The organism is Neobacillus niacini (assembly GCF_000759675.1).
Classification (GTDB): Bacteria; Bacillota; Bacilli; order Bacillales; family Cytobacillaceae; genus Neobacillus; species Neobacillus niacini_A.
In genome coordinates this window covers 93,000-112,854 of record NZ_BAWM01000114.1, presented here as the reverse complement: position 1 = coordinate 112,854, position 19,855 = coordinate 93,000, and the positions used below count along the sequence as shown (strand labels likewise).

The 19,855-nt window shown below is 32.8% G+C and carries 26 protein-coding genes and 5 tRNA genes; 23 read left to right on the top strand and 8 right to left on the bottom strand.

Translation table 11 applies throughout. The features are described 5' to 3' along the window. Positions 1-3: 3 nt before the first annotated feature. The 10 genes from TR08_RS24725 to TR08_RS24680 all read left to right on the top strand — a co-directional run bounded on the left by TR08_RS24725 (position 4) and on the right by TR08_RS24680 (position 3,658). Positions 4-79, top strand: a tRNA-Val gene (locus tag TR08_RS24725). A gap of 35 nt (positions 80-114) precedes the next feature. Next, positions 115-190 (top strand) — tRNA-Thr (locus tag TR08_RS24720). 12 nt (positions 191-202) lie between these two features. Continuing rightward, positions 203-287, top strand: a tRNA-Tyr gene (locus tag TR08_RS24715). Positions 288-292: 5 nt separating this feature from the next. Beyond that, positions 293-366 (top strand) — tRNA-Trp (locus TR08_RS24710). Between the two features lie 7 nt (positions 367-373). Then, positions 374-455, top strand: a tRNA-Leu gene (locus TR08_RS24705). Positions 456-563: 108 nt separating this feature from the next. After that, the gene (locus TR08_RS24700) at positions 564-1,490 is read left to right on the top strand and encodes a tyrosine-type recombinase/integrase (protein WP_045522772.1); all 927 of its coding nucleotides are present in this window, start codon (positions 564-566) and stop codon (positions 1,488-1,490) included. A 236-nt stretch (positions 1,491-1,726) separates the two neighbouring features. After that, positions 1,727-2,590 (top strand): hypothetical protein, encoded by an 864-nt coding sequence (locus TR08_RS24695; RefSeq protein WP_045522839.1) that lies wholly within the window; start codon positions 1,727-1,729, stop codon positions 2,588-2,590. Between the two features lie 51 nt (positions 2,591-2,641). Next, positions 2,642-2,875, top strand: coding sequence for a hypothetical protein (locus TR08_RS24690; protein WP_052427627.1), 234 nt, complete (start codon positions 2,642-2,644; stop codon positions 2,873-2,875). Further along, a complete protein-coding gene (locus TR08_RS24685) occupies positions 2,862-3,092 on the top strand; it encodes a hypothetical protein (protein ID WP_045522771.1) in 231 nt (76 codons plus the stop codon). Before TR08_RS24690 ends, TR08_RS24685 begins: the two co-directional genes overlap by 14 nt. A 68-nt stretch (positions 3,093-3,160) precedes the next feature. Beyond that, the gene (locus tag TR08_RS24680) at positions 3,161-3,658 is read left to right on the top strand and encodes a DUF6241 domain-containing protein (RefSeq protein WP_045522770.1); all 498 of its coding nucleotides are present in this window, start codon (positions 3,161-3,163) and stop codon (positions 3,656-3,658) included. 164 nt (positions 3,659-3,822) lie between these two features. Here TR08_RS24680 and TR08_RS24675 read toward each other — a convergent pair whose 3' ends face one another. From TR08_RS24675 to TR08_RS24665, 3 genes are all read right to left on the bottom strand, one after another. Next, positions 3,823-4,482: a hypothetical protein gene (locus TR08_RS24675; RefSeq protein WP_045522769.1), complete on the bottom strand. Its 660-nt coding sequence runs from the start codon at positions 4,480-4,482 to the stop codon at positions 3,823-3,825. A gap of 247 nt (positions 4,483-4,729) precedes the next feature. Continuing rightward, positions 4,730-5,941, bottom strand: a complete 1,212-nt coding sequence (locus TR08_RS24670; RefSeq protein WP_045522768.1) for a DUF6575 domain-containing protein — start codon at positions 5,939-5,941, stop codon at positions 4,730-4,732. Beyond that, positions 5,928-6,314 (bottom strand): hypothetical protein, encoded by a 387-nt coding sequence (locus TR08_RS24665; RefSeq protein ID WP_045522767.1) that lies wholly within the window; start codon positions 6,312-6,314, stop codon positions 5,928-5,930. Before TR08_RS24665 ends, TR08_RS24670 begins: the two co-directional genes overlap by 14 nt. Before the next feature lie 379 nt (positions 6,315-6,693). On the opposite strand from TR08_RS24665, the gene TR08_RS24660 reads away from it, so the two are divergent. The 3 genes from TR08_RS24660 (at position 6,694) to TR08_RS24650 (ending at position 8,707) form a co-directional block, all read left to right on the top strand. After that, complete coding sequence (locus tag TR08_RS24660; protein WP_045522765.1) at positions 6,694-7,206, top strand: hypothetical protein; 513 nt, start codon at positions 6,694-6,696, stop codon at positions 7,204-7,206. 344 nt (positions 7,207-7,550) lie between these two features. Beyond that, entirely contained in the window at positions 7,551-8,099 is a 549-nt protein-coding gene (locus tag TR08_RS30545; protein WP_052427626.1) for an AbiV family abortive infection protein, read from the top strand. Between the two features lie 92 nt (positions 8,100-8,191). Continuing rightward, positions 8,192-8,707, top strand: coding sequence for a hypothetical protein (locus TR08_RS24650; protein ID WP_045522764.1), 516 nt, complete (start codon positions 8,192-8,194; stop codon positions 8,705-8,707). An 88-nt stretch (positions 8,708-8,795) separates the two neighbouring features. Here TR08_RS24650 and TR08_RS24645 read toward each other — a convergent pair whose 3' ends face one another. The 3 genes from TR08_RS24645 to TR08_RS24635 all read right to left on the bottom strand — a co-directional run bounded on the left by TR08_RS24645 (position 8,796) and on the right by TR08_RS24635 (position 10,190). Further along, positions 8,796-9,302 (bottom strand): hypothetical protein, encoded by a 507-nt coding sequence (locus TR08_RS24645; protein WP_045522762.1) that lies wholly within the window; start codon positions 9,300-9,302, stop codon positions 8,796-8,798. Positions 9,303-9,443: 141 nt separating this feature from the next. After that, complete coding sequence (locus tag TR08_RS24640; protein WP_045522758.1) at positions 9,444-9,845, bottom strand: HNH endonuclease; 402 nt, start codon at positions 9,843-9,845, stop codon at positions 9,444-9,446. Positions 9,846-9,959: 114 nt separating this feature from the next. Further along, the gene (locus tag TR08_RS24635) at positions 9,960-10,190 is read right to left on the bottom strand and encodes a hypothetical protein (protein WP_045522756.1); all 231 of its coding nucleotides are present in this window, start codon (positions 10,188-10,190) and stop codon (positions 9,960-9,962) included. A gap of 444 nt (positions 10,191-10,634) precedes the next feature. On the opposite strand from TR08_RS24635, the gene TR08_RS24630 reads away from it, so the two are divergent. Both TR08_RS24630 and TR08_RS24625 read left to right on the top strand, forming a co-directional pair. Next, entirely contained in the window at positions 10,635-11,948 is a 1,314-nt protein-coding gene (locus TR08_RS24630; protein WP_045522754.1) for a hypothetical protein, read from the top strand. A gap of 215 nt (positions 11,949-12,163) precedes the next feature. Further along, positions 12,164-12,970, top strand: coding sequence for a hypothetical protein (locus tag TR08_RS24625; protein ID WP_045522747.1), 807 nt, complete (start codon positions 12,164-12,166; stop codon positions 12,968-12,970). Positions 12,971-13,061: 91 nt separating this feature from the next. Here the strand turns inward: TR08_RS24625 and TR08_RS24620 are convergent, their stop codons facing one another. Then, entirely contained in the window at positions 13,062-13,277 is a 216-nt protein-coding gene (locus tag TR08_RS24620) for a hypothetical protein (protein WP_045522745.1), read from the bottom strand. A 172-nt stretch (positions 13,278-13,449) separates the two neighbouring features. Between TR08_RS24620 and TR08_RS24615 the strand changes: the two genes are divergently transcribed. The 7 genes from TR08_RS24615 to TR08_RS24590 all read left to right on the top strand — a co-directional run bounded on the left by TR08_RS24615 (position 13,450) and on the right by TR08_RS24590 (position 17,250). After that, positions 13,450-13,692 (top strand): hypothetical protein, encoded by a 243-nt coding sequence (locus TR08_RS24615; protein WP_045522743.1) that lies wholly within the window; start codon positions 13,450-13,452, stop codon positions 13,690-13,692. Positions 13,693-13,704: 12 nt separating this feature from the next. After that, the gene (locus tag TR08_RS24610) at positions 13,705-13,932 is read left to right on the top strand and encodes a hypothetical protein (RefSeq protein WP_045522741.1); all 228 of its coding nucleotides are present in this window, start codon (positions 13,705-13,707) and stop codon (positions 13,930-13,932) included. Further along, positions 13,892-14,062 (top strand): hypothetical protein, encoded by a 171-nt coding sequence (locus TR08_RS32810; RefSeq protein WP_193747845.1) that lies wholly within the window; start codon positions 13,892-13,894, stop codon positions 14,060-14,062. Before TR08_RS24610 ends, TR08_RS32810 begins: the two co-directional genes overlap by 41 nt. Positions 14,063-14,123: 61 nt before the next feature. Continuing rightward, positions 14,124-14,897, top strand: a complete 774-nt coding sequence (locus tag TR08_RS24605) for a hypothetical protein (RefSeq protein ID WP_045522740.1) — start codon at positions 14,124-14,126, stop codon at positions 14,895-14,897. 381 nt (positions 14,898-15,278) lie between these two features. Further along, complete coding sequence (locus TR08_RS24600) at positions 15,279-15,980, top strand: hypothetical protein (protein ID WP_045522738.1); 702 nt, start codon at positions 15,279-15,281, stop codon at positions 15,978-15,980. 210 nt (positions 15,981-16,190) lie between these two features. Continuing rightward, a complete protein-coding gene (locus tag TR08_RS24595) occupies positions 16,191-16,724 on the top strand; it encodes a hypothetical protein (RefSeq protein WP_045522736.1) in 534 nt (177 codons plus the stop codon). A 70-nt stretch (positions 16,725-16,794) separates the two neighbouring features. After that, positions 16,795-17,250 carry a hypothetical protein gene (locus tag TR08_RS24590; RefSeq protein ID WP_045522735.1) on the top strand — a complete coding sequence of 152 codons (456 nt, stop codon included), beginning with the start codon at positions 16,795-16,797 and terminating at the stop codon, positions 17,248-17,250. A 506-nt stretch (positions 17,251-17,756) separates the two neighbouring features. Here the strand turns inward: TR08_RS24590 and TR08_RS24585 are convergent. Further along, positions 17,757-18,779: an FUSC family protein gene (locus TR08_RS24585; protein WP_052427625.1), complete on the bottom strand. Its 1,023-nt coding sequence runs from the start codon at positions 18,777-18,779 to the stop codon at positions 17,757-17,759. A 770-nt stretch (positions 18,780-19,549) separates the two neighbouring features. Between TR08_RS24585 and TR08_RS33430 the strand changes: the two genes are divergently transcribed. Continuing rightward, the coding region (locus tag TR08_RS33430; protein WP_045522732.1) for an ArsB/NhaD family transporter at positions 19,550-19,855 on the top strand (306 nt) is incomplete at its 3' end.

Below are 19,855 nucleotides of genomic sequence, written 5' to 3'. Positions count from 1 at the left end.
TATGGAGGATTAGCTCAGCTGGGAGAGCATCTGCCTTACAAGCAGAGGGTCGGCGGTTCGATCCCGTCATCCTCCACCATGATTACTTCACGAAGTAAATAATATTTAATATGTGCCGGGGTAGCTCAATTGGTAGAGCAACTGACTTGTAATCAGTAGGTTGGGGGTTCAAGTCCTCTCGCCGGCACCACTTTTTTTAAGTGGAGGGGTAGCGAAGTGGCTAAACGCGGCGGACTGTAAATCCGCTCCCTCCGGGTTCGGCGGTTCGAATCCGTCCCCCTCCACCATATTTAGGGGTATAGTTTAAAGGTAGAACGAAGGTCTCCAAAACCTTTGGTGTGGGTTCAATTCCTACTACCCCTGCCAAAGATTTGCCGGTGTGGCGGAATTGGCAGACGCGCACGACTCAAAATCGTGTTCCGTGAGGAGTGTCGGTTCGACCCCGACCACCGGTATCATGAAAAGCAGTATTACCAAGGCTTCATGCTTAATTGCATGGAGCTTTTTTTGTGTTTATTTCACACGACAAAATAACCACTAAAAGTGTGCGGGGGTAGTGTGCAGTGAGCAAAAGAAGAAGCTTATTAACCGATGATGAAATACGAATTTCCACCAAGACAACATTCGTCACAACTGACGAAGAAGCTCTAAAATTATTCTACGAAGAATGCCATCTTAAAAATTTACGACCTCATACCATCAAATACTATCGAGAAAATTTACAATCAAAAAACCAGCCACTGGTCACGATGATTGAGCGTGACATTAAATTATTGATATTGGATATGCAAGAAAGGGGGTTGAAAACAACCACCATAAACACAAAGCTACGAGCGCTACGATGTTTTTTCAATTTCTTGTATAACAATAAACACATCAAAAAGAATCCGATGGCAAACGTAAAGCTTATGAAACAACGCAAAGAAGTTGTGCCATCATTTTCAAAGGAACAGGTGAAACTATTATTTTCTCTTTGTGACAAACGTACTTTTGTTGGCATTCGTGATTACACAATTATGCTTTTAATGCTTGATACAGCAATTCGACTTAATGAGCTGGTTAGTATAGAACTTGCCGATGTAAAAGAACATGAAATTGTAATAAGGGAAACCAAAACATTTTTTGAACGTGTGGTTCCCATGAGCAAAAAACTGAAGGAACAAATGGATATTTGGATTAAAATTCGAGGCAATTGTCACACTGATAAGCTATTCATCAATGTTGATGGGGACGAACTCAAAAAACGGAGCATACAAAACAGGATTGAACATTATGCCAAATTATCTGGAATTACAAATGTTCGAGTATCAGCGCATACATTCAGACATACTTCAGCTAAATTTTTCATTCAAAACGGTGGAAATGCTTTTCACTTACAACAATTGCTGGGTCATACTTCTTTAGAAATCACAAAGAAATACGTAAACTTATGGTCAAAAGATGTAGCAGAAAGCCATAAACAATATGGTGCTTTAAGCAATATTTTTTGAAAAGAAAAGAGTTTAGAAGGCTCGGAGCATGTGATATTATTGAAAAGTTTACACAAATAGAAAATTGCAAGAGATTAACGTATTTATATAGTAACTACTATAACTACATTGATTTCTTGCTGAAATTAAAAAGAATCGTTCCCCCACAGTTTGGCGACCAGAAGGGAACGATTCCTAAAAAATCTAACTTCATTGTAGCAAATTTATTCGATGAAGTAAAAAGGGGAAATTGCGGTATGAATGGAATTATTAAAAGAAGGAAAACAAGTGATTACGCTCAAATTCATAACGGAGTTTTACAGGAACTTGAAGATATTCGTTCAATCGGTCTTATCAGTCATCTCATGAGCCTGCCTGAAAGCTGGGTAATTTCTAAAATGCAATTGTACAGCAAGTTTGGACGAGGACCAATAACCAACGCAATAAAGGAACTGGAAGCGAAAAAGTACTGGGTCACCATTAAATATCGAGAAGGAAAAAAGACTTTGTATTATTATCAAGTCAGTGACGTAGCTTTTGACGATAGTGAAGTTCTAACTATGATTGCCGAGGTAAATCAAGGTGGGTTTAAAATAATCGCACTGAGTGAAAGCTTTACGCATTTACTTTCCATTGGTGAAAATCGACAACTCAATGAAACTGTTAATCCAAAAATTGTGGATTCTTCAATTGTCGAATTTGAACAGTTGATGGTCAACAGTTCACCATCAACAGTTGAAAATCGACACCTATTAAATAAAGTATTAGAAACAAACAAAGAAAAACAAAATAAAGAGAAAGAAACATTTGTTAATTTACAAGGCATTAACAACTTTTTAAATCCAATCCAATTTAAAATTGCTTTAATTGACGCCTGTAATTCTTGCTACAGTGAATTTGCACCTAACAGATGGAGTAAACAAGCATGGCTCACACTTATTGAAACGTTCGTTAATGAAAAACTAGAAACTGAAGCCTATAAACGAGTACCAGCACATAGGATTAAAAGTTATGCCCGAGGAGCAGTTAGAAATATGGCTCATAAGGTCGACTTGAAAAACGGAAAAGTAGAATTTAGCAGTACCGGTGATTTACCGTATTTCGACTGGTTGAATCAGTAATTCTTGAATATCAATATTCAATTATGGAAGGTGAAGGAGAGGCGAAAGCTGTTGAACCTCAAGAATGAGGACTTATTGAGCAAAAAGGCCATTACAAACGATTTAGCATTAATTAAAAGTTGTTTAAAACTGATTAACAGCAGTATCAAAGTTAATAGGAATAACGGGGAAAATTTCTCCGTTGTTTCTAACAATGAGCTACACGATTTAGTATCGAGTGTCGATGTTGCTTTAAATAAAATTAAAAAGAATATCAATTGGAGCGCTGAAAATGAAGGTAATTAAAGCTATATTTAAAAACTCGGTAGTACAAATGACAGCGATGGCAATAACAACCGTATTAATATTCGCTTTAGTTATGTATGAAATGTTTAATGCAGTTCTAGTCTTTGACCCAGTGCTTGAAGAAAAGCTGGAATATGTGGAAAGCAAAGGTGGTTGGGAAGCACATAAGAAAAAGATTGAACAATGGGAAGCTGAAGATTCAAAAATTTTTCCCTGAAATTGGTATGAATATTTGATATAATTTTGAAAAAACAGATATATTTACTGAATGGGTGCAGGGAAAAAATGAAAAGGAAATTATTACTAATTACAGTGGTAGCTGGCACTTTATTGACAGGATATTTTTATCTTAATAAAGCTGATGTTACTGTAAAAAAAGAAAAAACATCTTATGGCGAAATGGTGGTTCAAGTAAATGAAAAAGAAAACACGATTGAAACCGAATTTCCAATAGATATGAGTGAAATGAAAGTACAATTAGCCATACATAAGATGTCCCATCAAAAGGTATTAGCCAAAAAGAAATGGGGAGCTTTACCATTAACTCCAGAGCGAGTTAAGCGATTAATACAAGTAGTGGAAGAAAACAGGAGAGAATATGCAAATGCTGATTTATATTTGGAGATTCTGTACGAGTGGGAAAAAGACTATTTTGTAAATGTAATAATAGCACATAATGAAATTTGGGATTTACAAGGCGGTACTATTGGTAGAGCATATGAAATTGCTTCACCTGAAGAAGAAATGGAATTTATACAGGAGAATTTCGATGTTAAGCAGTGATATAAAAGTTATATCTACTATTGATTGCAAAAGAATAAAACCTATATAGAAAGTATATAAAGGCTATATATCGAACAAAATTAATTATATATTTCTGATGTAAGTTTTCTATATAAAAATAATAGCTAAGTCTATTGACTTAGCTAAAAATCTAGTTTTAACCCTTATGGAAATATAGGGTAATAATCAACATCTTCTCCCATGAAATCAAGTAATTCATCTAGGTTTTCCCATTCGAGTTGAACATCTGCATAATAAACAAAATCATCCTTTACAAATGTGGCACAAGTATGAGTGGTAGTTTCATAGACGTATGCCTCTACATTTAATGCTTTTGAAACTAAAGCAGCTGTAAACTGATTTATCCAGTGGCACCCATGAATGAATTGATACCATTCCATCATTCCTGCTTGAGGTGAATGTATTTTGTAATATTTTTCAAAAAGTAAATTATCTTGTTCACGATATTCCTCATTCTCCCATAGGTCGTCCCATAATTCATATAGGACAGCATCTTTGCCATAAAGTCTGACAGCCCATTCTTTTTCTAATGCTTTACTTTCTTCCTGATGTTGTTCGTCTTCATTCACGGCTTCCATAATTCTATGGTCCCAATAATCCGTTGTTGTGTATTCCCATGGAGCATCACCTAGCGTCCACATTTTGCCGTATTTTGTGTGTTCTTCACAAAAAGCAGTCATGGCTTCATTTAGAACCTTTTGGACGTCTTCATCTTTTAAATATGGTTTTAATAAATGCCAGTTTTCACGAATTGGATATAACTTTTCTTCTAATTCTACATACTCTTCAACATTAGTTTTCATTGATATTTCCTCCGACTTGTTTGATTACCAAAGTCATTATATTGATGTTTTACAATTTGTAAGGTAAAAGTGAAAAGTTTATCGGAGAAATTTTACAATCCACTGGATGACCGGCTTTGATGTTTAATTATTATACTCGGAGGTTTAATATTCGGACATAAATAAACCACCAATGCTCAATGCACTGGTGGTCTTAGTGGTCAATCACGAAATTAATAAAAGATAAAATGAAGAAAAACAGCCTAAATTATTCGGGCTGCTCAAAATGAATAAGAGTGTATTTTTCGTAATATTCTTCTTCTAAATAATCATTTACAATTTCTTTCTTAATAGTTGCTTTTATTGAACTTGGAACTCTAAACTGAAGGTTATTGTCCTTTTTTAATTCTTTAAAAATTTCTTTTGACATCTTCCCGCCAATTTCTCCAATAGAAGTAGTAGAAATTCTAAATTTATTATAAGAAGTATTTATTGATGTTAATACACCTTCAACATCTATCTCTTCAGTAAGCTTTTGGCTTTTGTCTTTAAGAATCTTATTTAAAACATCTAATTTACTGTAAGATGCTTTATCGAACTTCACTTCTATCGGCATCATTTGAACTTTGGTGTTTGCTTCTAAAGTTAATGAAAAATCATTATCAACAATATCTTTAAGCATATTTTTAACACTTTTTATTGTTTCTATTGAGTATTCTTCATCAATGTCTATCTGTTCTTCAATTTCAATTGGACTTTTATGTTGAATGTCATCAATTAATTTAAAAAGATTGTTTAAGGATTTTTCAGGAACTTCAAACAGGTCGGGTTCCATTGGTTCTGTTATGAGCCATATACCAAATGAAGATGGCTGTAAAGAATGCACTCTTAAGTTAATTTCATGGGTAGGTTTTTGTCCCATTAATTTACTCCCAATATCATATGCAATATCGTTTATAGACTCTTTTAAGTTGCTAAGAACTTCTAAAAATAAATCTAGGCTTATATCATGACTATTCCTATCGTCTCTTAATACCATCTTAAACCTTGAGCTATCAATTATGTCTTGCTCAACTTTAACAAGATTCTGTTTTGTAACATAATCATATTCTACAAAGAAATCTTCTTCAGGAAAGCTCTCTTTGTCAAGATTACTGGCATCCACTAATTCCAAATTCAACTCTTCATTTGGATGATTTAAAGCCGAATCAATATAGAGATGATAAAGACGTTTTTTGTTAAATAAAAGATTTAGCAAATCTAATACAGAAAGCCTGACTTCAACTAGATTCCTAAGTTCTTTGCTAGTTATCCTACTAAAAAGCCATTTATCAATATTTTCTTCAATTTCTTCTACATAATAATTTAAAAACAACCCATTGGAAGGAGATTTTGAAATAAAGAATAGAGGGAAATCATAATATTCAAATGTATGAATAATTTCTGACTGTTCTAAGTCAGTATATTTAATTGGTTTCACCTCTATCTTCCTCTCCTAAAAATACTTTTAGCATATCTACGCCTTGAAAAAGCCAAAGATTTAAATGACCGTTTTCTATATTATGTATTCCACATTCAGACGTGATTTTCCCTTCTGCAAATATCTTACCTTTTAAATTTTTAAAATTTCTCCCAGCCCTTTGTGCAGCTCGTGTTGTTGTAAAGAATGATATAGCAAGAGCTTCACAAGTTTTTTCTGAAGGATAACGCTTTTTTCTTTCCTTGTGATTAAGAAAATCAATTTCTCCAACGGTTTCATTTTCAATGAATCTATATACAGGCTCGACATTGTTCGGAGCAGCATTTGATGGTGGGCAACTTTCTGGCATGTCTGTTTGACTTTTGAAAACCATTAGTATATCCTTTCCCCTCTTTTTTATTCTATATACTTGTCATTATGTATAATTAAGTAAATTTACCTAAATTAAATATACCAGTCATATAGACTTTAGTGGGGGTTTCGACGAAAAAAGACAAAAAGAGACACATAGCTTTATATAATATTTTATTAATATGAAAAATAACCGAGCCCTAATGGACTCGGCTAGTTCTTTTGTAATCAAATTCGGAATTAATATTATTATATTGTTCTAAAACAAAATGTAAGGATAAAACTCAATAAAATCAGTATTTTATAATTGAAATTCTTTCCGCTTTTTCATTAATGATAAGATGAATTAATTTCATTAATATGGTAAAAATGTATTAATACTGTAATAAGGAGGGATTTTAATGAGTACTAACATTCAAGAGTTGTTTATCAAAATGGATGCTTTGACACTCGTCCAAGTGCATGGTCATTGGTTAAATGAATTAAAGGCTAGAGACATGATAAGAACTAGAAATGTTATTGGGGAACTGGGTGAATACTTTGCATTAAAGCATTACAATGAGACTCTATCGCTCTCCGACTTACAAATTATGGACATTGGGACACAAGGTATTGATGCTATTGATTTAAAAGGAAATCGTTACAGTATTAAAACAGTTACCAGTGCGACTACAGGAGTTTTTAATGGACTTAATGACCCAGATTCTAAACTCCCACAGGAGCAAAAATTTGAGTATGTTATTATTGTCATACTTGATAATGATTTTACGCTGCAGGCAATTTACGAACTTAATTGGAAGGCTTTCTTAAACCATAAGAAATGGAACAAGAGTAAAAGAACCTGGCATTTGACTATTTCTGAGTCGCTCAAAAGAGACGCAAAATTACTATACAAATCACATTCTTGTATATAAATTATTCAGCAATAATACAGTATCATCCCCATATCTCCTTAACTTGTATATCTAATATATACAAGTTATTTTTCGGTAGTTTTGAATATTAATATTCAATTCCAATATTTGTTAATCGTTATCACAGTTCACAACTAATCGGGTAATTTTAACTATTAAGAAAATAAAGCAATAGCACCTAAAACGCACTGGTCGGTCAAGCTTTGATGATTTTAATATATAAATACAAATCTAATAAACCATAACAAAACCACAAGCTACTCCTAACTAATGGTTGTTATAAACATCAATTGATATAATGGTATAAAAAGATAACATCTTCTTAGTATAAAGGAGTGAAAATTTTGAAGTTGACTTATGAGATTTTATATAAAATGTTTCATGATTGTTACCAAAATGGTAAAGATTTACTTGAAGAATCAAAAATATTATTCTTTCATGGTAAATATCAGCGGGCATATACTTTAGCACACTTTTCAACAGAAGAAACTTCCAAATTGCCGATGTTAAATACCTATATGATTGGGATAATGAACAATCATAAATATGATACTAATCATTTATTAAAAAGGTTAAGAAACCATACTGCTAAAATAGAAATGTATCAAATGATTTTAGATTGGGACGATGATTTTTCAATCGAGGAACTTAAATCTCTAGTAACCGAATTAAACGATAAAAAGAATAATTCAATTTATGTCAGTATATTTGATACCGGATATAGGACACCTAAGGAGGAAATTGGCAAGAAAGATGCGGAAGATATGATAAACTCTGCTAGCTATCTATTGGATTTCCATGAAAGATTTGTTAGATATACCATGAAGGAGCTCAAAAATTTGCAAACAAGTGAGCTTTATGACAATTTGTATGCCGAATATAAAGAGAAATAGTATACGTTCCAATTGAAAATAAAGGTATATTATTATCGGAATTAAGCTATAAAATAGACAAATTTCAAAAATAATTTTGTGGGGGGAAAATTTTGAGAGAAATTATTATCGCTCTTGCCAGTTCTGCAGTAACGATATTTATAACCTCGTTTTTTAGTTATTATTTCAATATTAAAAAGGAATTTAGAACACAAAGTATTGGATACAAAACTGATATTTTAAAAAAGGTTTATACACCTATTATAAAAGAATTGAGCACTGGAATAATTCCTGGAGATGGCTATGAAGGAATTAATGATTCACAAATATTAGCCATAAACGAAATTATTGAAAACAATTATGAATTGGTCGATGCTGAACTCGATTCGTTACTTTGGCAATTAAAAGAGGTTATATACCACTCGAACGGGGAATATAGTTATTTTGATGATAACCGAAAATTGCTAGACCATGTTTTGATAAACTACAATTTATTAAGAAAATCATTAGGCTTGCCCTATGATTCAAATTATACAAAGAAAAAGATGACTAGATTATTTATAAATTGGAAAGAGCAACAAAAAGAGAAACGAAGAGATAAAAGGTTGGAAAAATTATTAAACAAGTAAATACTCTAAAAAAAGACATTGAATTTGGCTCAATGTCTTTTTCATGTATAATCATGTTATTTTTATAAAGCCTATAACCCTATTGCTTTTATTCATCATCATCATCGTCCAACAGCAATGCGAGTAATGGGTTAATAGGTTGTGGTTTATTTGTTTCTATCATTTGCTCAAGTTTCTTTTCTTCAATCATTACTTTAGCCATATCATTGGCAAGCGAAAGACGAGCATTAAGTGGAATACACAACTGCTTCATTGATTCATTTATTTGCTTGTTAAATTTTTCGAGACGGAGTATGTACCGTTCACACTCGTCACTATCCACGTCCAGTGCTAGCAGCTTTTGTTCGTTTGTGGATTTCAAATATAAGTTAAACACCAGCGTATTCATTGAAATACTGTCCGCCAGTGTAAAATGGTCATTGAGTTTCGTGAGCTGATTGAATAACTTGAGCATTGGTTTTCTGTTTTTGACATTATCATTTGGTTTAGGCTTAGTAGCATTGGTGACAACTGCTTTTTCAGCCATTTGTTTAGATTCTCTTTGTGCTTTTGACAAGTTTCTACGTGAATTGGCTAATAATTTCTCTTGTGCCATTTATATCATCCTTTCAAATTCTTGTTGCTGGGAATTTAGATTTTCGTGTTTCTCCCTCCCTTCAGTCTCTTCGTTTCCCGCCTATTTAAAAAAGACCTAGGGGGGGGATAAAACAAAACCAACTGCTATCAACAGTTGGCATTATAAATGATATTCGTATTCGATTTCTTTTGGTTCAAAAGCAAAGTCAAGCTTATCATTGGTTCCTAATTCAGTGTTACATGATTTGCAGAGCGTAACTAAATTGCTTTCATCCCAACGTAACTCAGGATAGTTTTTGCGTGATTTAATGTGATGTGCTTCAAGTGTGCTGGTTTTAATCAAATTGAATTTAATCAAACAGCGCATACATACTCCTTCATCACGGTCCAGGATTCCCCACCTAAGCTTTTTCCATCTTATTGAATTAAAGAATTTCTTTTCATCAGCATATTGCTGATTCTTTTCATTCGAAACTGTTTTGTTCCATGCTTTTTTACATTTGCACACTTCTTTTTGGAGTATCCTCTTGTTACAATTACTACATATTTTTGTCCTAGGCATGATATATTCTCCTTCTAATTCGTTAATAGACGCATTTGCTTGTATCACTGTTGAATGAAAAAACCAGTGAATAGGGAAACTTTTCAACTGGAGTAATTAACGAAAAATTCAATTTTAAAAACCGAGCTTAATAACTTCGCCATAATCGTTATACTGCACTTTTTTCCGTTGTTGTTCTTCCGCAATCGGTTCTTTAGCACCGTTATCCAAAGCATATTGAATTACAATCATGCTGGTGAATGGTTGTACCTTTTGACCAAGTTTTTTAGCTCTTTCTGCATACCATTGTTTAATATATGGTGGCAATTTTGTTACTTGCGTTTCTAATTGTTTTTGCTCTTTCATCCTTGAAAACCTCCGATATATGATTTATACACTGCTAATAGAATTTAAGCGTATCAGCAATAGATTATTAATCTATCAATCGTCTACAAATAATATATACAGTTCGCTAGGTAGGATTAAGTATGCTTTTCTTTATTTTTTAGTTTATTCAGACTCCGTCAGGCCTCTCTGGCGAGGCAAGGTCGCAAGCAAGTTGCTCCCTTAACTTCGCTGGCGCTCAGTTGCGGTAGTTTTTGTGTGATTTGTTTTTTTGAAAATATACTAAATCTTTATAAGCACCTATGTCACCAGCGTTGACTAATCAACACTTTTTCTGAATTTTATCCCATTTTTCGTGTTTTTTGGGATAAAAATAGTTTATAAGAATATTTGACTAGCATTTCCTTACACTCGTTTTTTTCACAATACAATAAGTGATATAGCGAGCGGAGGGAATGAAATGAAATGAAAACAAAAATTAATATAGTAGACGCCATTTGTGGTGCTGGTAAGACTTCATGGGCAATACAAAAAATAAATGATGTTGAAAAGATAGCGGGTTTTGGTCAAAGTTCTGATAAAAAATACATTTATATAACACCGTTTTTAAAAGAAGTTGAACGAGTGATTAAAAATACTAGAGCGAATTTTTTTCAACCAGACCCTTCAAAAGGAAAAGGCTCTAAAGTTGAGCATTTTAAAATGCTTGTCGAACGTGGAGAAAATATTGTTACTACTCATGAGATATTTAAGCGATTGGACGTTGACACATTAGATGACATTGCTGGAGAAGGTTATACGTTGATAATGGATGAAGCAGCTCAAGTGATTGAAGCACTGCATGATGTTAGTGAAGAGGATATTGACATTCTGCTAGAATTAAAAGCTATTGAAATCGGAGAATTAGGCAAAGTAATATGGCTCAAAGAAGATTACGGTAAAAATAAAAATAGCAAATTCTTAGACATAAAAATTATGGCTGATAATGACACTTTGTTCATACAAGGAAAACAGGCTTTCTATTGGACAATGAATGTAAGGGCTTTTGAAGTCTTTGAAGAAGTTTACATTTTAACTTACCTGTTTGACGCTCAGGAGCAAAAGTATTACTACGATATGCACAATGTTGCTTACAACAAATACAGCGTACAAAAAAATGAAGACCGCTATGAATTGATAGAATATAATCCCCTGTCAGAACCACGACAACAAATGTATCAGCTATTGGATATTTATGAAGGCAAATTAAATCACAATTTTGACCATAGGGAAGAAAATGCTAATGGTAAGCAGTTGAAGCAAATAAAGCTTTTTCAATTATCATCTGGATGGTTTGAAGATAAAGCTACCAAGCAAGACATTGGACAAATAAAAAATAATCTTATTAATTATTTTACAAATATTTGTTCGGTCAGTGTTGATGAATTATTTTGGACAACACTATCTGGTGTTGCTTCAGATGTAAAAAGCAAAAAATGTAAATGCAGTAGTAAAGGGAATCGTGAACAAGACAATTTCTTGCCATTCAATGCCAGAGCAACTAACAATTACGCTGACCGAACTGCTATGGCATTTGTATATAATCGTTTTATGAATCCAAATGATAAACAGTTTTTCACATCTCGTGGAGTAGAAGTCAATGAAGATTTGTTGGCAGTATCTGATTTAATACAGTTTTTATTCAGGGGTTGTATTCGTAATGGACAACAAATGAATTGTTATATTCCATCAGAGCGAATGAGAAATCTATTGAAACAATGGGCGAATTTTGAAATTTAACTGCTCCTTTTGGGCAGTTTTTATTTTTCTAATTTAGTAAGATAGACAGTATTATCAGGATTATCCTTATCGACTATGATATCCTTCGTAAATATATATTTACTGCTGTCTAAGCACTTTCTAATGTACAATCCTACTATACAATAATATTGGTCTTTTTAAGGTATAATGGAACAATAAGGGAATCAGCAATTTTGAAGGAGGAACAATTTTAATTGGATTTTTTATTAGTTTCTTGTCTTATTGTAATTTTCATTATCGTAGTTATTATATTTTCAGAATTTTTTATACCGAGAAAAGGTATTAATCGAGAAAGGAAAACAGTCTATGATGATTCTATCATTGGGTTAACTGTTACAATTGGTATTTCAATTATAATCGGAGTAATTAGCCCTTTTATTGTTTATTCGTTTGGGAAAAATAACCAAACAGATACGATTGTACTGTATATCGGTTCCATTATCGGTGCAATAATAAGTATTTGTGGAGCTATACTTGCAGTTATTCTTACTTTTAAAAAGCAAAAAGAAAAGCAAGATGATGAGTTAAGGGTTTCTACCAAATTAAAATTAAAAAATCTGTATTCATATTTATATGTTTATTATATGAATCATACCCTTATGGGGATGGGGACAGAAAAATTGCTGGATGAAAAATTAATATATAATTATGCTCGTGATTTTATAGAATTTCGTGGTCATTTGTTTAAAGAATTAAGTGAAACCAGCGAAAAGCTATTTGATATATTTGATAAAAACTTTGAGGAAGAATATCAGGTATGTATTCATGTATTAAATTATGAAAAAGCTAAATCCACTAAATTTATGGCTGCTTTATTGAACATACATGACATTTTCAAGGATGAATTGGCTCGTGAAGCATTAAGCAGTCCAGGGGTAAAGGAATTAGTTAACGAGTACGAATATACTGCTTTTCAAGTTTTTTTAGTGTTGGAAGCTCACATTAATTCAAAAGTATTGGAGTTTAATAAGGAAGTTAAGAGTTTTCTTGAAGACCTATAATTGCATTAACCAATACCTACACTGCAAAAAATGACAGACGTTTCTACTGTAAAATGTGAAAAATAAAAGGCCCGTTTCGGGTCTTACTTTTTTATAAATCATATTTTAGATTTGTTATATAGATGGCATTATCATTATTTTCTTTATCAATGATACTTTCTTTTGAAAATGTAAATTTTGTGCTGTCCAATTTTTTCCGAATATCCTTAAAATGCTTTATTGCTTCTTTTTCCGTATAGAACAATTCTGTTGATACACCTAAGTTTCCAGGGTTACCCCAAACTTCTACCGCAAAGTTTTTCTCCATTTGATAACCTCTACTTTCGTTTCTAGTTCTCTTATTTTAACCATTTTTAAGTTTGGATAAAAGAGTTAATTTAAATTAATCCTGTATTATCAAGGCTTCTACGATTTCTCTGGACGGCATTTTTTTGACATCTTACAATATAGAAAATACCTATTTTTGGGAGAGTGGTAACATGGCGAAATACGTTTGGGATGAGATTGGCAATCGTCCATTAAAAATCAAGAATGGAATCGTTTATGATGAAGTGGCTGGAGAAGAATTTTCCTACAATGAAAGGAAGCATTTAGAAAATTTCATTCCCATTATGGAATCATCTTATGAGCTATTTGCAACGAACTTAATTTTGTATCATGCTACTGGAAATCAGACTTGCATAATTGAAATAAACCAAGAACTAAGAAAATACGGGCTTTAAGGAGTTGCTATTATGGGAATGAAGCTAATTTATAAGAAGTCTATGGCATTATCATTAATCCGCATGGGGAATGATTTAGAATACACTGCTAGGAACAGGGAAAATCCAAAATATCAGGTTTACTTTTTTGAACACACAGAAAAGCTAAACAATGATATTGCAATACTTCAAGAACAATTGGAAAAGGAACGTGAAATGAATGGAACCTTTAAAGGAAGGGAAAGTAGGATTAGCAATTAGCAACACCATGATTGAAGCTTTGATTAATTTATTGATTGCTAAAGAAGTCATTACAGAAGATGAAATGACAGAAGCTATTAAAATTCAATCGAAAATGATTGGGCAAGTAGAACAAAAGCGCTCTGAATAAGAGCGTTTTTTTTGAATGTCTTTAGTCCTATGTAGTAAAATGTGGAAATGGAGGTGATAACTTGAATTTTGAAACAAAATATTTAATACGATGGGGAATCCCTGGGTGGGTTTTTACTACATGGATTTTGATAGCTGCCTTTAGTGTAATTGACCCATTGACCGATATGTTAATTAATGAGATGAATTTTATTAAGATTTTTGGCCTTTTAGTAACATCATTGTCAATTGGCGTTCCTGTTGGCTATTTATTTCATCAATTATACTTTTCTTGGGAATGGATTAGCAAAGAAAGGTTCTTTTTCTTTTTTAAACGGATTCCTTCCAAAAAATTTCTTTGGTTCTTTAAGAGACGAGAACCCTATAAATTTCTTTTCTTATTCAAACGACCAAAAACATTGAATTCGCTTGAGCCAATAAAAGAAAAAATAGAAAATTATCAGGATAAAGGCAGTTTCCATGAGGATTATTATTATATTGAATTTTATTGGCACAAATTGTTGCTAAGTGCCGAAGAACAAAAAAGGAATTATATTATTGACCGTTATAGGTATTTTCTTTCTACTATTCATGGTTTAGGTTCACTTTTGTATAGCTTAGCCACTTCTTTTGTCTTATCTTTTTTCTTTTATTTTGGTGTAGATAATTTGTATAAAGCAATAGGGTTAAGTCTAATTATTTTTGCTCAATTATTATTGATGATTGGCACTTACCAAAATTATAAATACTATTCCAAAAATCTAATTGCCTTCCAAGCGAATTTCATTGAAGAAATGTTAAAGGACGAGAAATCAAAAAATGAAAATGATGTAGAGCCGAAATATTTTGTTTTTTAATATTAAATTCGCATTTAAAACGTCAGCTTTTGAACGCTGGCGTTATTTTTTTTCATTTTTGTAATTCGCATTTGTCGGGGGTAAATTTCGATTTTGGACCGTCAGCGTATATTTCCTCGAAGCACCCACCAAACGTTAAATGTCACCTGAGGCATTTTAAAATGCACACCTTCTGATTAGTAGAATTACCCTTCAGTAGACACGAACATTAAGCTATTAATATATGTTTATAGTTCGGATTTAGCTGAAAAAAATGTAGACAAAGCTCGGTTCGTGGTGCTAATATAAGAGTACGCCCAGCAGGGTAGTACATTAAAACGGAATAATTTCAAAAAATCCTCCAATTACATAATGAAGCAAAATTTATGGAGGTAATTTAAGATGACAGAATTTATTCAAGCAACAGGTTTAGAAAGGCTTATCAATTACAAAGTTGATGAATTGAAAAAAGCATTGGAAGGACAAATTATTTTCATCGAGCTTCAAAAAGACGTTGATGAAAGTGGCGAAGATGTTTTTTTTATCTTAGTGGTTGATAAAGAGCAAACATTGACCACCATCAAATGTGATGATAAAGGTTGGTCAGCTCGTTACGAAATGTTTACACCAGGACACATTAAAACAGCAGTTGAAAATACTATGAATGGCATAGATAAAGATTGGAGAATGCAGTGGCAAAAATTCTATCATGAAGAGCTTGAAAAGATTTTAAACGATGAAATTTTGGAGCTAGACGAAATAAAAGCTGGAACAAGGTTTTTAAAATCATTGGACGAAAATATGAATAACATTCTTGCCGATTTGAAGCACATATCAGAAGCTTTTGAAGAATATGAAATTGGCGAAATAATGTTTTACGGAGCAAAAAATCTTTTTGGTGAAGAATTTGAGTACAAAGATTGTTTTGGTCAGCAAATAGGAATTGTAAAATTTTACAATGAAAATTATCAGCTGATTTTTGACCCATTTGTGCTCGAAGATGAAATGAAAGCAGAGTTTATAGCCAGAAACGATGGTTTTTTCTTTACAATAAATCTTTACGAAAGCAACCCAGAAGAAATTTACTTTTTCATTGAATATTAAATCGCTATACACCAATCACCACCAGTTGAATCCAGCTGGTGTTTTTTATTTTATCAAGCTTTTCTTCGGGAAGGCTTATTTTTTTTGGCTTTATAATGAAGAAAAAATTTTTTCAAAAAAATATTGAGGTTACCTAACATTTAAAAACTCTTCAATATAATAGTCGTGTAATCAACAAAAATAAAAAAATCAAACGGAGGAATTATTATTATGGCAGACATTTATTTATTAAATCAGGAAGGTCAATTTGATGAAAATGTTTTATTCGAGCAAAAAGGTCGAGGTAAAACAAAAACAATGTTTTGGAATCGAGATTTAAATAATGTAATTATCATTGATGGCCACAAAGGTTCTAGCGTAAGCGATGTTATTGGCTATGTTGTTGGAGACCGCTTCACTTATTTATCTGAAGTATTACACACTCGAAAAAATGTAGTAGCATTAATCAGCAAAGTTGAAGGAACAACTAGCGATTATATTATCAGTTACGATTTTGAAAATCCTCAAGAACAAATTTTATGGCAAGACACAGTTCACAAAGCAATTAAAGTATTTCATGATAGTGTTTCTGAAAAACTTGAAAATGTAACATCATTGCCTGCTGATTTACCAGAAGGGTATTTAAAAAATATTGCACCTTACCACGGTTCAACATATTCATACAAAACAGTTGAAATCATGAATGGTAAAGCTTATCGTTGTGGAGAAATCCCTGAAGAAGTTTTTGAAGCTCATTTTGAATAATCAACTAAACCGCAGGCTTTGACAAGCTTTGCGGTTTGTTTTTAGAAATTATAGAAAGGTGAAAGTAATCATGAACATTAAAAAGCACCCATTATATTACACTTGGGCTGGTTTGATGGCTCGATGTTATGTCAAAAGCAACTCACATTATAAATACTACGGGGCTAAAGGTGTGACAGTTGATGGACGATGGCACAACTTCAAAAACTTTATTGAAGATATTGACCATCATTTAGAAAACGGTCATTTGTTATATAGCAATAAGTATCAACTTGATAAAGATTTGAAAGGGAAGAGGATTTACAGTTTAGGAAATTGTACAGTAGTATCGGCTGAAGAAAATGAAGCAAGAGCTCGTGAAAGACAAAAGAAAAAAGTATTAGTCATGAGCGATAATAAAAGATTGGAATTTGAATCACTTGCAGAAACTAGCAAAATATTAAACATTCCTCGTTCAAGTATCATCAGTTGCATTAGAAGGAACAGCCAACATAAGTCTGGTTATAATTTTAAATATTCGAGCTAGTCTATTGACCGTTTTCAGTCAATGGCGTAAAATTGGGGAATAGTGTGAAGTGAAATTTTCCAATTAAGCTCAATGCCTTATTAATACAAGCTTTTTGAGTGTAAGGCTTAAGAACCTGACTCAAAATCGTGTTCCGTAAGGAGTGTCGGTTCGACCCCGACCACCGGTATCAATTATCGCTTGCCAATGCGATGAAATCAACGTTTCTTACACATTGTAAGAAACGTTTTTTATTTGTCAAGAATACGATTTTTATAAAAATATCGTGTATATAAAATCGTTTCTATAACAAAGCAGTGATCGGTTTCACTCCTCATTAGTCTCGATATCAGGGAATTAAGGATTATGAACGAAAATCGAATGATCAAAAATGCCGGAAATTTATAGAAATTTGTACGAAAGTAGTAATTTGGTTAAAACCCAGGATCATACAAAATAATATATATAAATTCAAAAAGGAGGAGCAGAATATAATCTAGCTTCTCCTTTCCTATAACTTCTGTTTTCTATTGTGATTTCTTCCTATATTGTTCTACCAGCGTGTTCAACCGGTCCAGTTGGAAGGCATAATTATAAATAGAAGCCCCTATGACCGCCATTTCGATTTTATGATCTTCATTATATGATTGCATAACTTTTTCTAAAAAGGCCTCTGTTTGTTTCATAAACTCATCTTCCAATGAAGGCTCATCCATTTTTATTTTTCCATCATATTTTAATAAAAATAGCTCATGATACTTGATTAAATACTCTAGGTGTAGATCAAAGAGCTGATTTTCTTTAGGTGTAGGCTTACAGGTAAAATAGAAGGAATCAATATCCTCTAAGACAATAAATCCCTGTTGGAGAGATTTAAACATTTGCTTAAACACGACTATTTCACGTACATCCATTTTATTTACCTTGGCCATTTTTTCACGTTCTTCATCAAATAACTTAAATTGTTCTTCTAATAGTAAAATATCATTCTCTACTTGTTCCATTTGCTCCTTAAACGTCTTTTCCGTTAATTCGTCAGAGATAGCGGTTCTCATTAAAATAGATATATTTTGAAAAACATCATTCATTTTTTTGACGTAATTTTTCTTGTAATTTGGTGGATAGACAAAAATATTCACCAATAAGGCCGTTGCCATACCGATAAAGGTAACGATAAAACGGTTCAAAGCAAAGATCCAATCTTCGTTTCCTGGTGCACTCATAATCGCTAACACAGTTACTACCGTCAGCGAAATAGTTTCTCCCATTTTTAGCTTCAAACTAATTGAAATCAGAATAATGATAACAAGTCCAATTGATAATGGATCATTGCCTAGAAAGTATAATCCCAGGAAAGCAATAAACGCACCAAGTATATTGGTTTGGACTTGGTTCCGTACTTGTTTCCATGTGCCGTAAATTGACGGTTGAAGCGTAAAAATGGCCGCAATTCCCGCAAAGACTGCAGATTCAAGATTTAATACAGAACAAATATATAAGGCCAATGTAACAGCGATTCCTGTTTTAATGACTCGAGGTCCTAACTTCACAATGCTCCAATCCTCCATTTAAAGCGGTTGATCACCAAGTTTTTTCTGTCACTTTCTTAAGCTACTTTATCAAATATACTTATTAAAACTAATATTTTCAATTATTTTTTGTTTATATGAGCATAAGAAGTTAGAGAAAAAATGAAGGTGCATTTCGTGAAGAGGTTGTTGCATGAAGGTCACTTTTTTACAGGATTGCGTTTGAGCTGCATCAACGCCGTAGGAAAGCCAGAACAGCTTGTAATGTTGGGGGTGACAGGAGGTATGGTACTAGTACAATTCTTCACAATTTGCTTCGTTATTCCAACTAGGAAAATTACATGCCTACTTTAAGCCAAAAGCAGTAGTTTAAGAATAAGGATAAACTATATCGAGCGAAGCTTATTAAGCATCGCTTTTTATTTTTGCCTTTAGGAAGTAATCCTGCAATTTAATATTAATGATAAATTCTTCCATTAGATACTTAGCTTTTTTTATTAGTAAATTCATTCTTACTATCCACTTAATTCATTTCTAAATTCTTTTTATTAGGTATGTTCTTTCTGTCTTGGCACAGTTAATTACTGGTTATATTTTCTTAGACTCTAGTTGATTTATTGAAAAATAGGTACAAACCCAATGCCTGTCTTTATCGTGTTACATATAGATAATGTACTACATCATAGAGGGATAGATGGAAGGGAGGGACATTAGCGGAGTCACCAAAACGTGGAGGTAAGGTCGTCTCAGGGAAACATCCTGAATTACTAGTTAGATGAAAGGAGAAAAATATGACACATTTAACCGTCTGGGTAACGATCATAACTTTTTTGGTTACCCTCGGATTTATTCTTTGGAGACCTAGAGGGATCAATGAAGCAATACCTGCTGCAATAGGTGCGGTTATTGTCATACTCAGTGGAAGTGTTTCATTATCTGACCTGGGTATCATTTCAAACACCATAAGTGGTGCCGCCATTACAATTATGGCAACGATTGTCATGGCAATTGTTTTAGAAAGTTTTGGTTTCTTTAACTGGGTGGCAGAGAAGCTCGCAGAAAAAGCAAAGGGATCTGGAATTCGATTATTCTGGTAT

Coding starts and splice junctions, on each gene's coding strand:
- TR08_RS24645 (WP_045522762.1), bottom strand. CDS start 9,302: ATGGCACAAGAGAAATTATTAGCCAATTCACGTAGAAACTTGTCAAAA.
- TR08_RS24665 (WP_045522767.1), bottom strand. CDS start 6,314: ATGGTTTTCAAAAGTCAAACAGACATGCCAGAAAGTTGCCCACCATCA.
- TR08_RS24630 (WP_045522754.1), top strand. CDS start 10,635: ATGAAAACAAAAATTAATATAGTAGACGCCATTTGTGGTGCTGGTAAG.
- TR08_RS24600 (WP_045522738.1), top strand. CDS start 15,279: ATGACAGAATTTATTCAAGCAACAGGTTTAGAAAGGCTTATCAATTAC.
- TR08_RS24590 (WP_045522735.1), top strand. CDS start 16,795: ATGAACATTAAAAAGCACCCATTATATTACACTTGGGCTGGTTTGATG.
- TR08_RS24685 (WP_045522771.1), top strand. CDS start 2,862: ATGAAGGTAATTAAAGCTATATTTAAAAACTCGGTAGTACAAATGACA.
- TR08_RS32810 (WP_193747845.1), top strand. CDS start 13,892: ATGGAACCTTTAAAGGAAGGGAAAGTAGGATTAGCAATTAGCAACACC.
- TR08_RS24640 (WP_045522758.1), bottom strand. CDS start 9,845: ATGCCTAGGACAAAAATATGTAGTAATTGTAACAAGAGGATACTCCAA.
- TR08_RS24680 (WP_045522770.1), top strand. CDS start 3,161: ATGAAAAGGAAATTATTACTAATTACAGTGGTAGCTGGCACTTTATTG.
- TR08_RS24620 (WP_045522745.1), bottom strand. CDS start 13,277: ATGGAGAAAAACTTTGCGGTAGAAGTTTGGGGTAACCCTGGAAACTTA.
- TR08_RS24635 (WP_045522756.1), bottom strand. CDS start 10,190: ATGAAAGAGCAAAAACAATTAGAAACGCAAGTAACAAAATTGCCACCA.
- TR08_RS24615 (WP_045522743.1), top strand. CDS start 13,450: ATGGCGAAATACGTTTGGGATGAGATTGGCAATCGTCCATTAAAAATC.
- TR08_RS24595 (WP_045522736.1), top strand. CDS start 16,191: ATGGCAGACATTTATTTATTAAATCAGGAAGGTCAATTTGATGAAAAT.
- TR08_RS24610 (WP_045522741.1), top strand. CDS start 13,705: ATGGGAATGAAGCTAATTTATAAGAAGTCTATGGCATTATCATTAATC.
- TR08_RS24660 (WP_045522765.1), top strand. CDS start 6,694: ATGAGTACTAACATTCAAGAGTTGTTTATCAAAATGGATGCTTTGACA.
- TR08_RS24695 (WP_045522839.1), top strand. CDS start 1,727: ATGAATGGAATTATTAAAAGAAGGAAAACAAGTGATTACGCTCAAATT.
- TR08_RS24675 (WP_045522769.1), bottom strand. CDS start 4,482: ATGAAAACTAATGTTGAAGAGTATGTAGAATTAGAAGAAAAGTTATAT.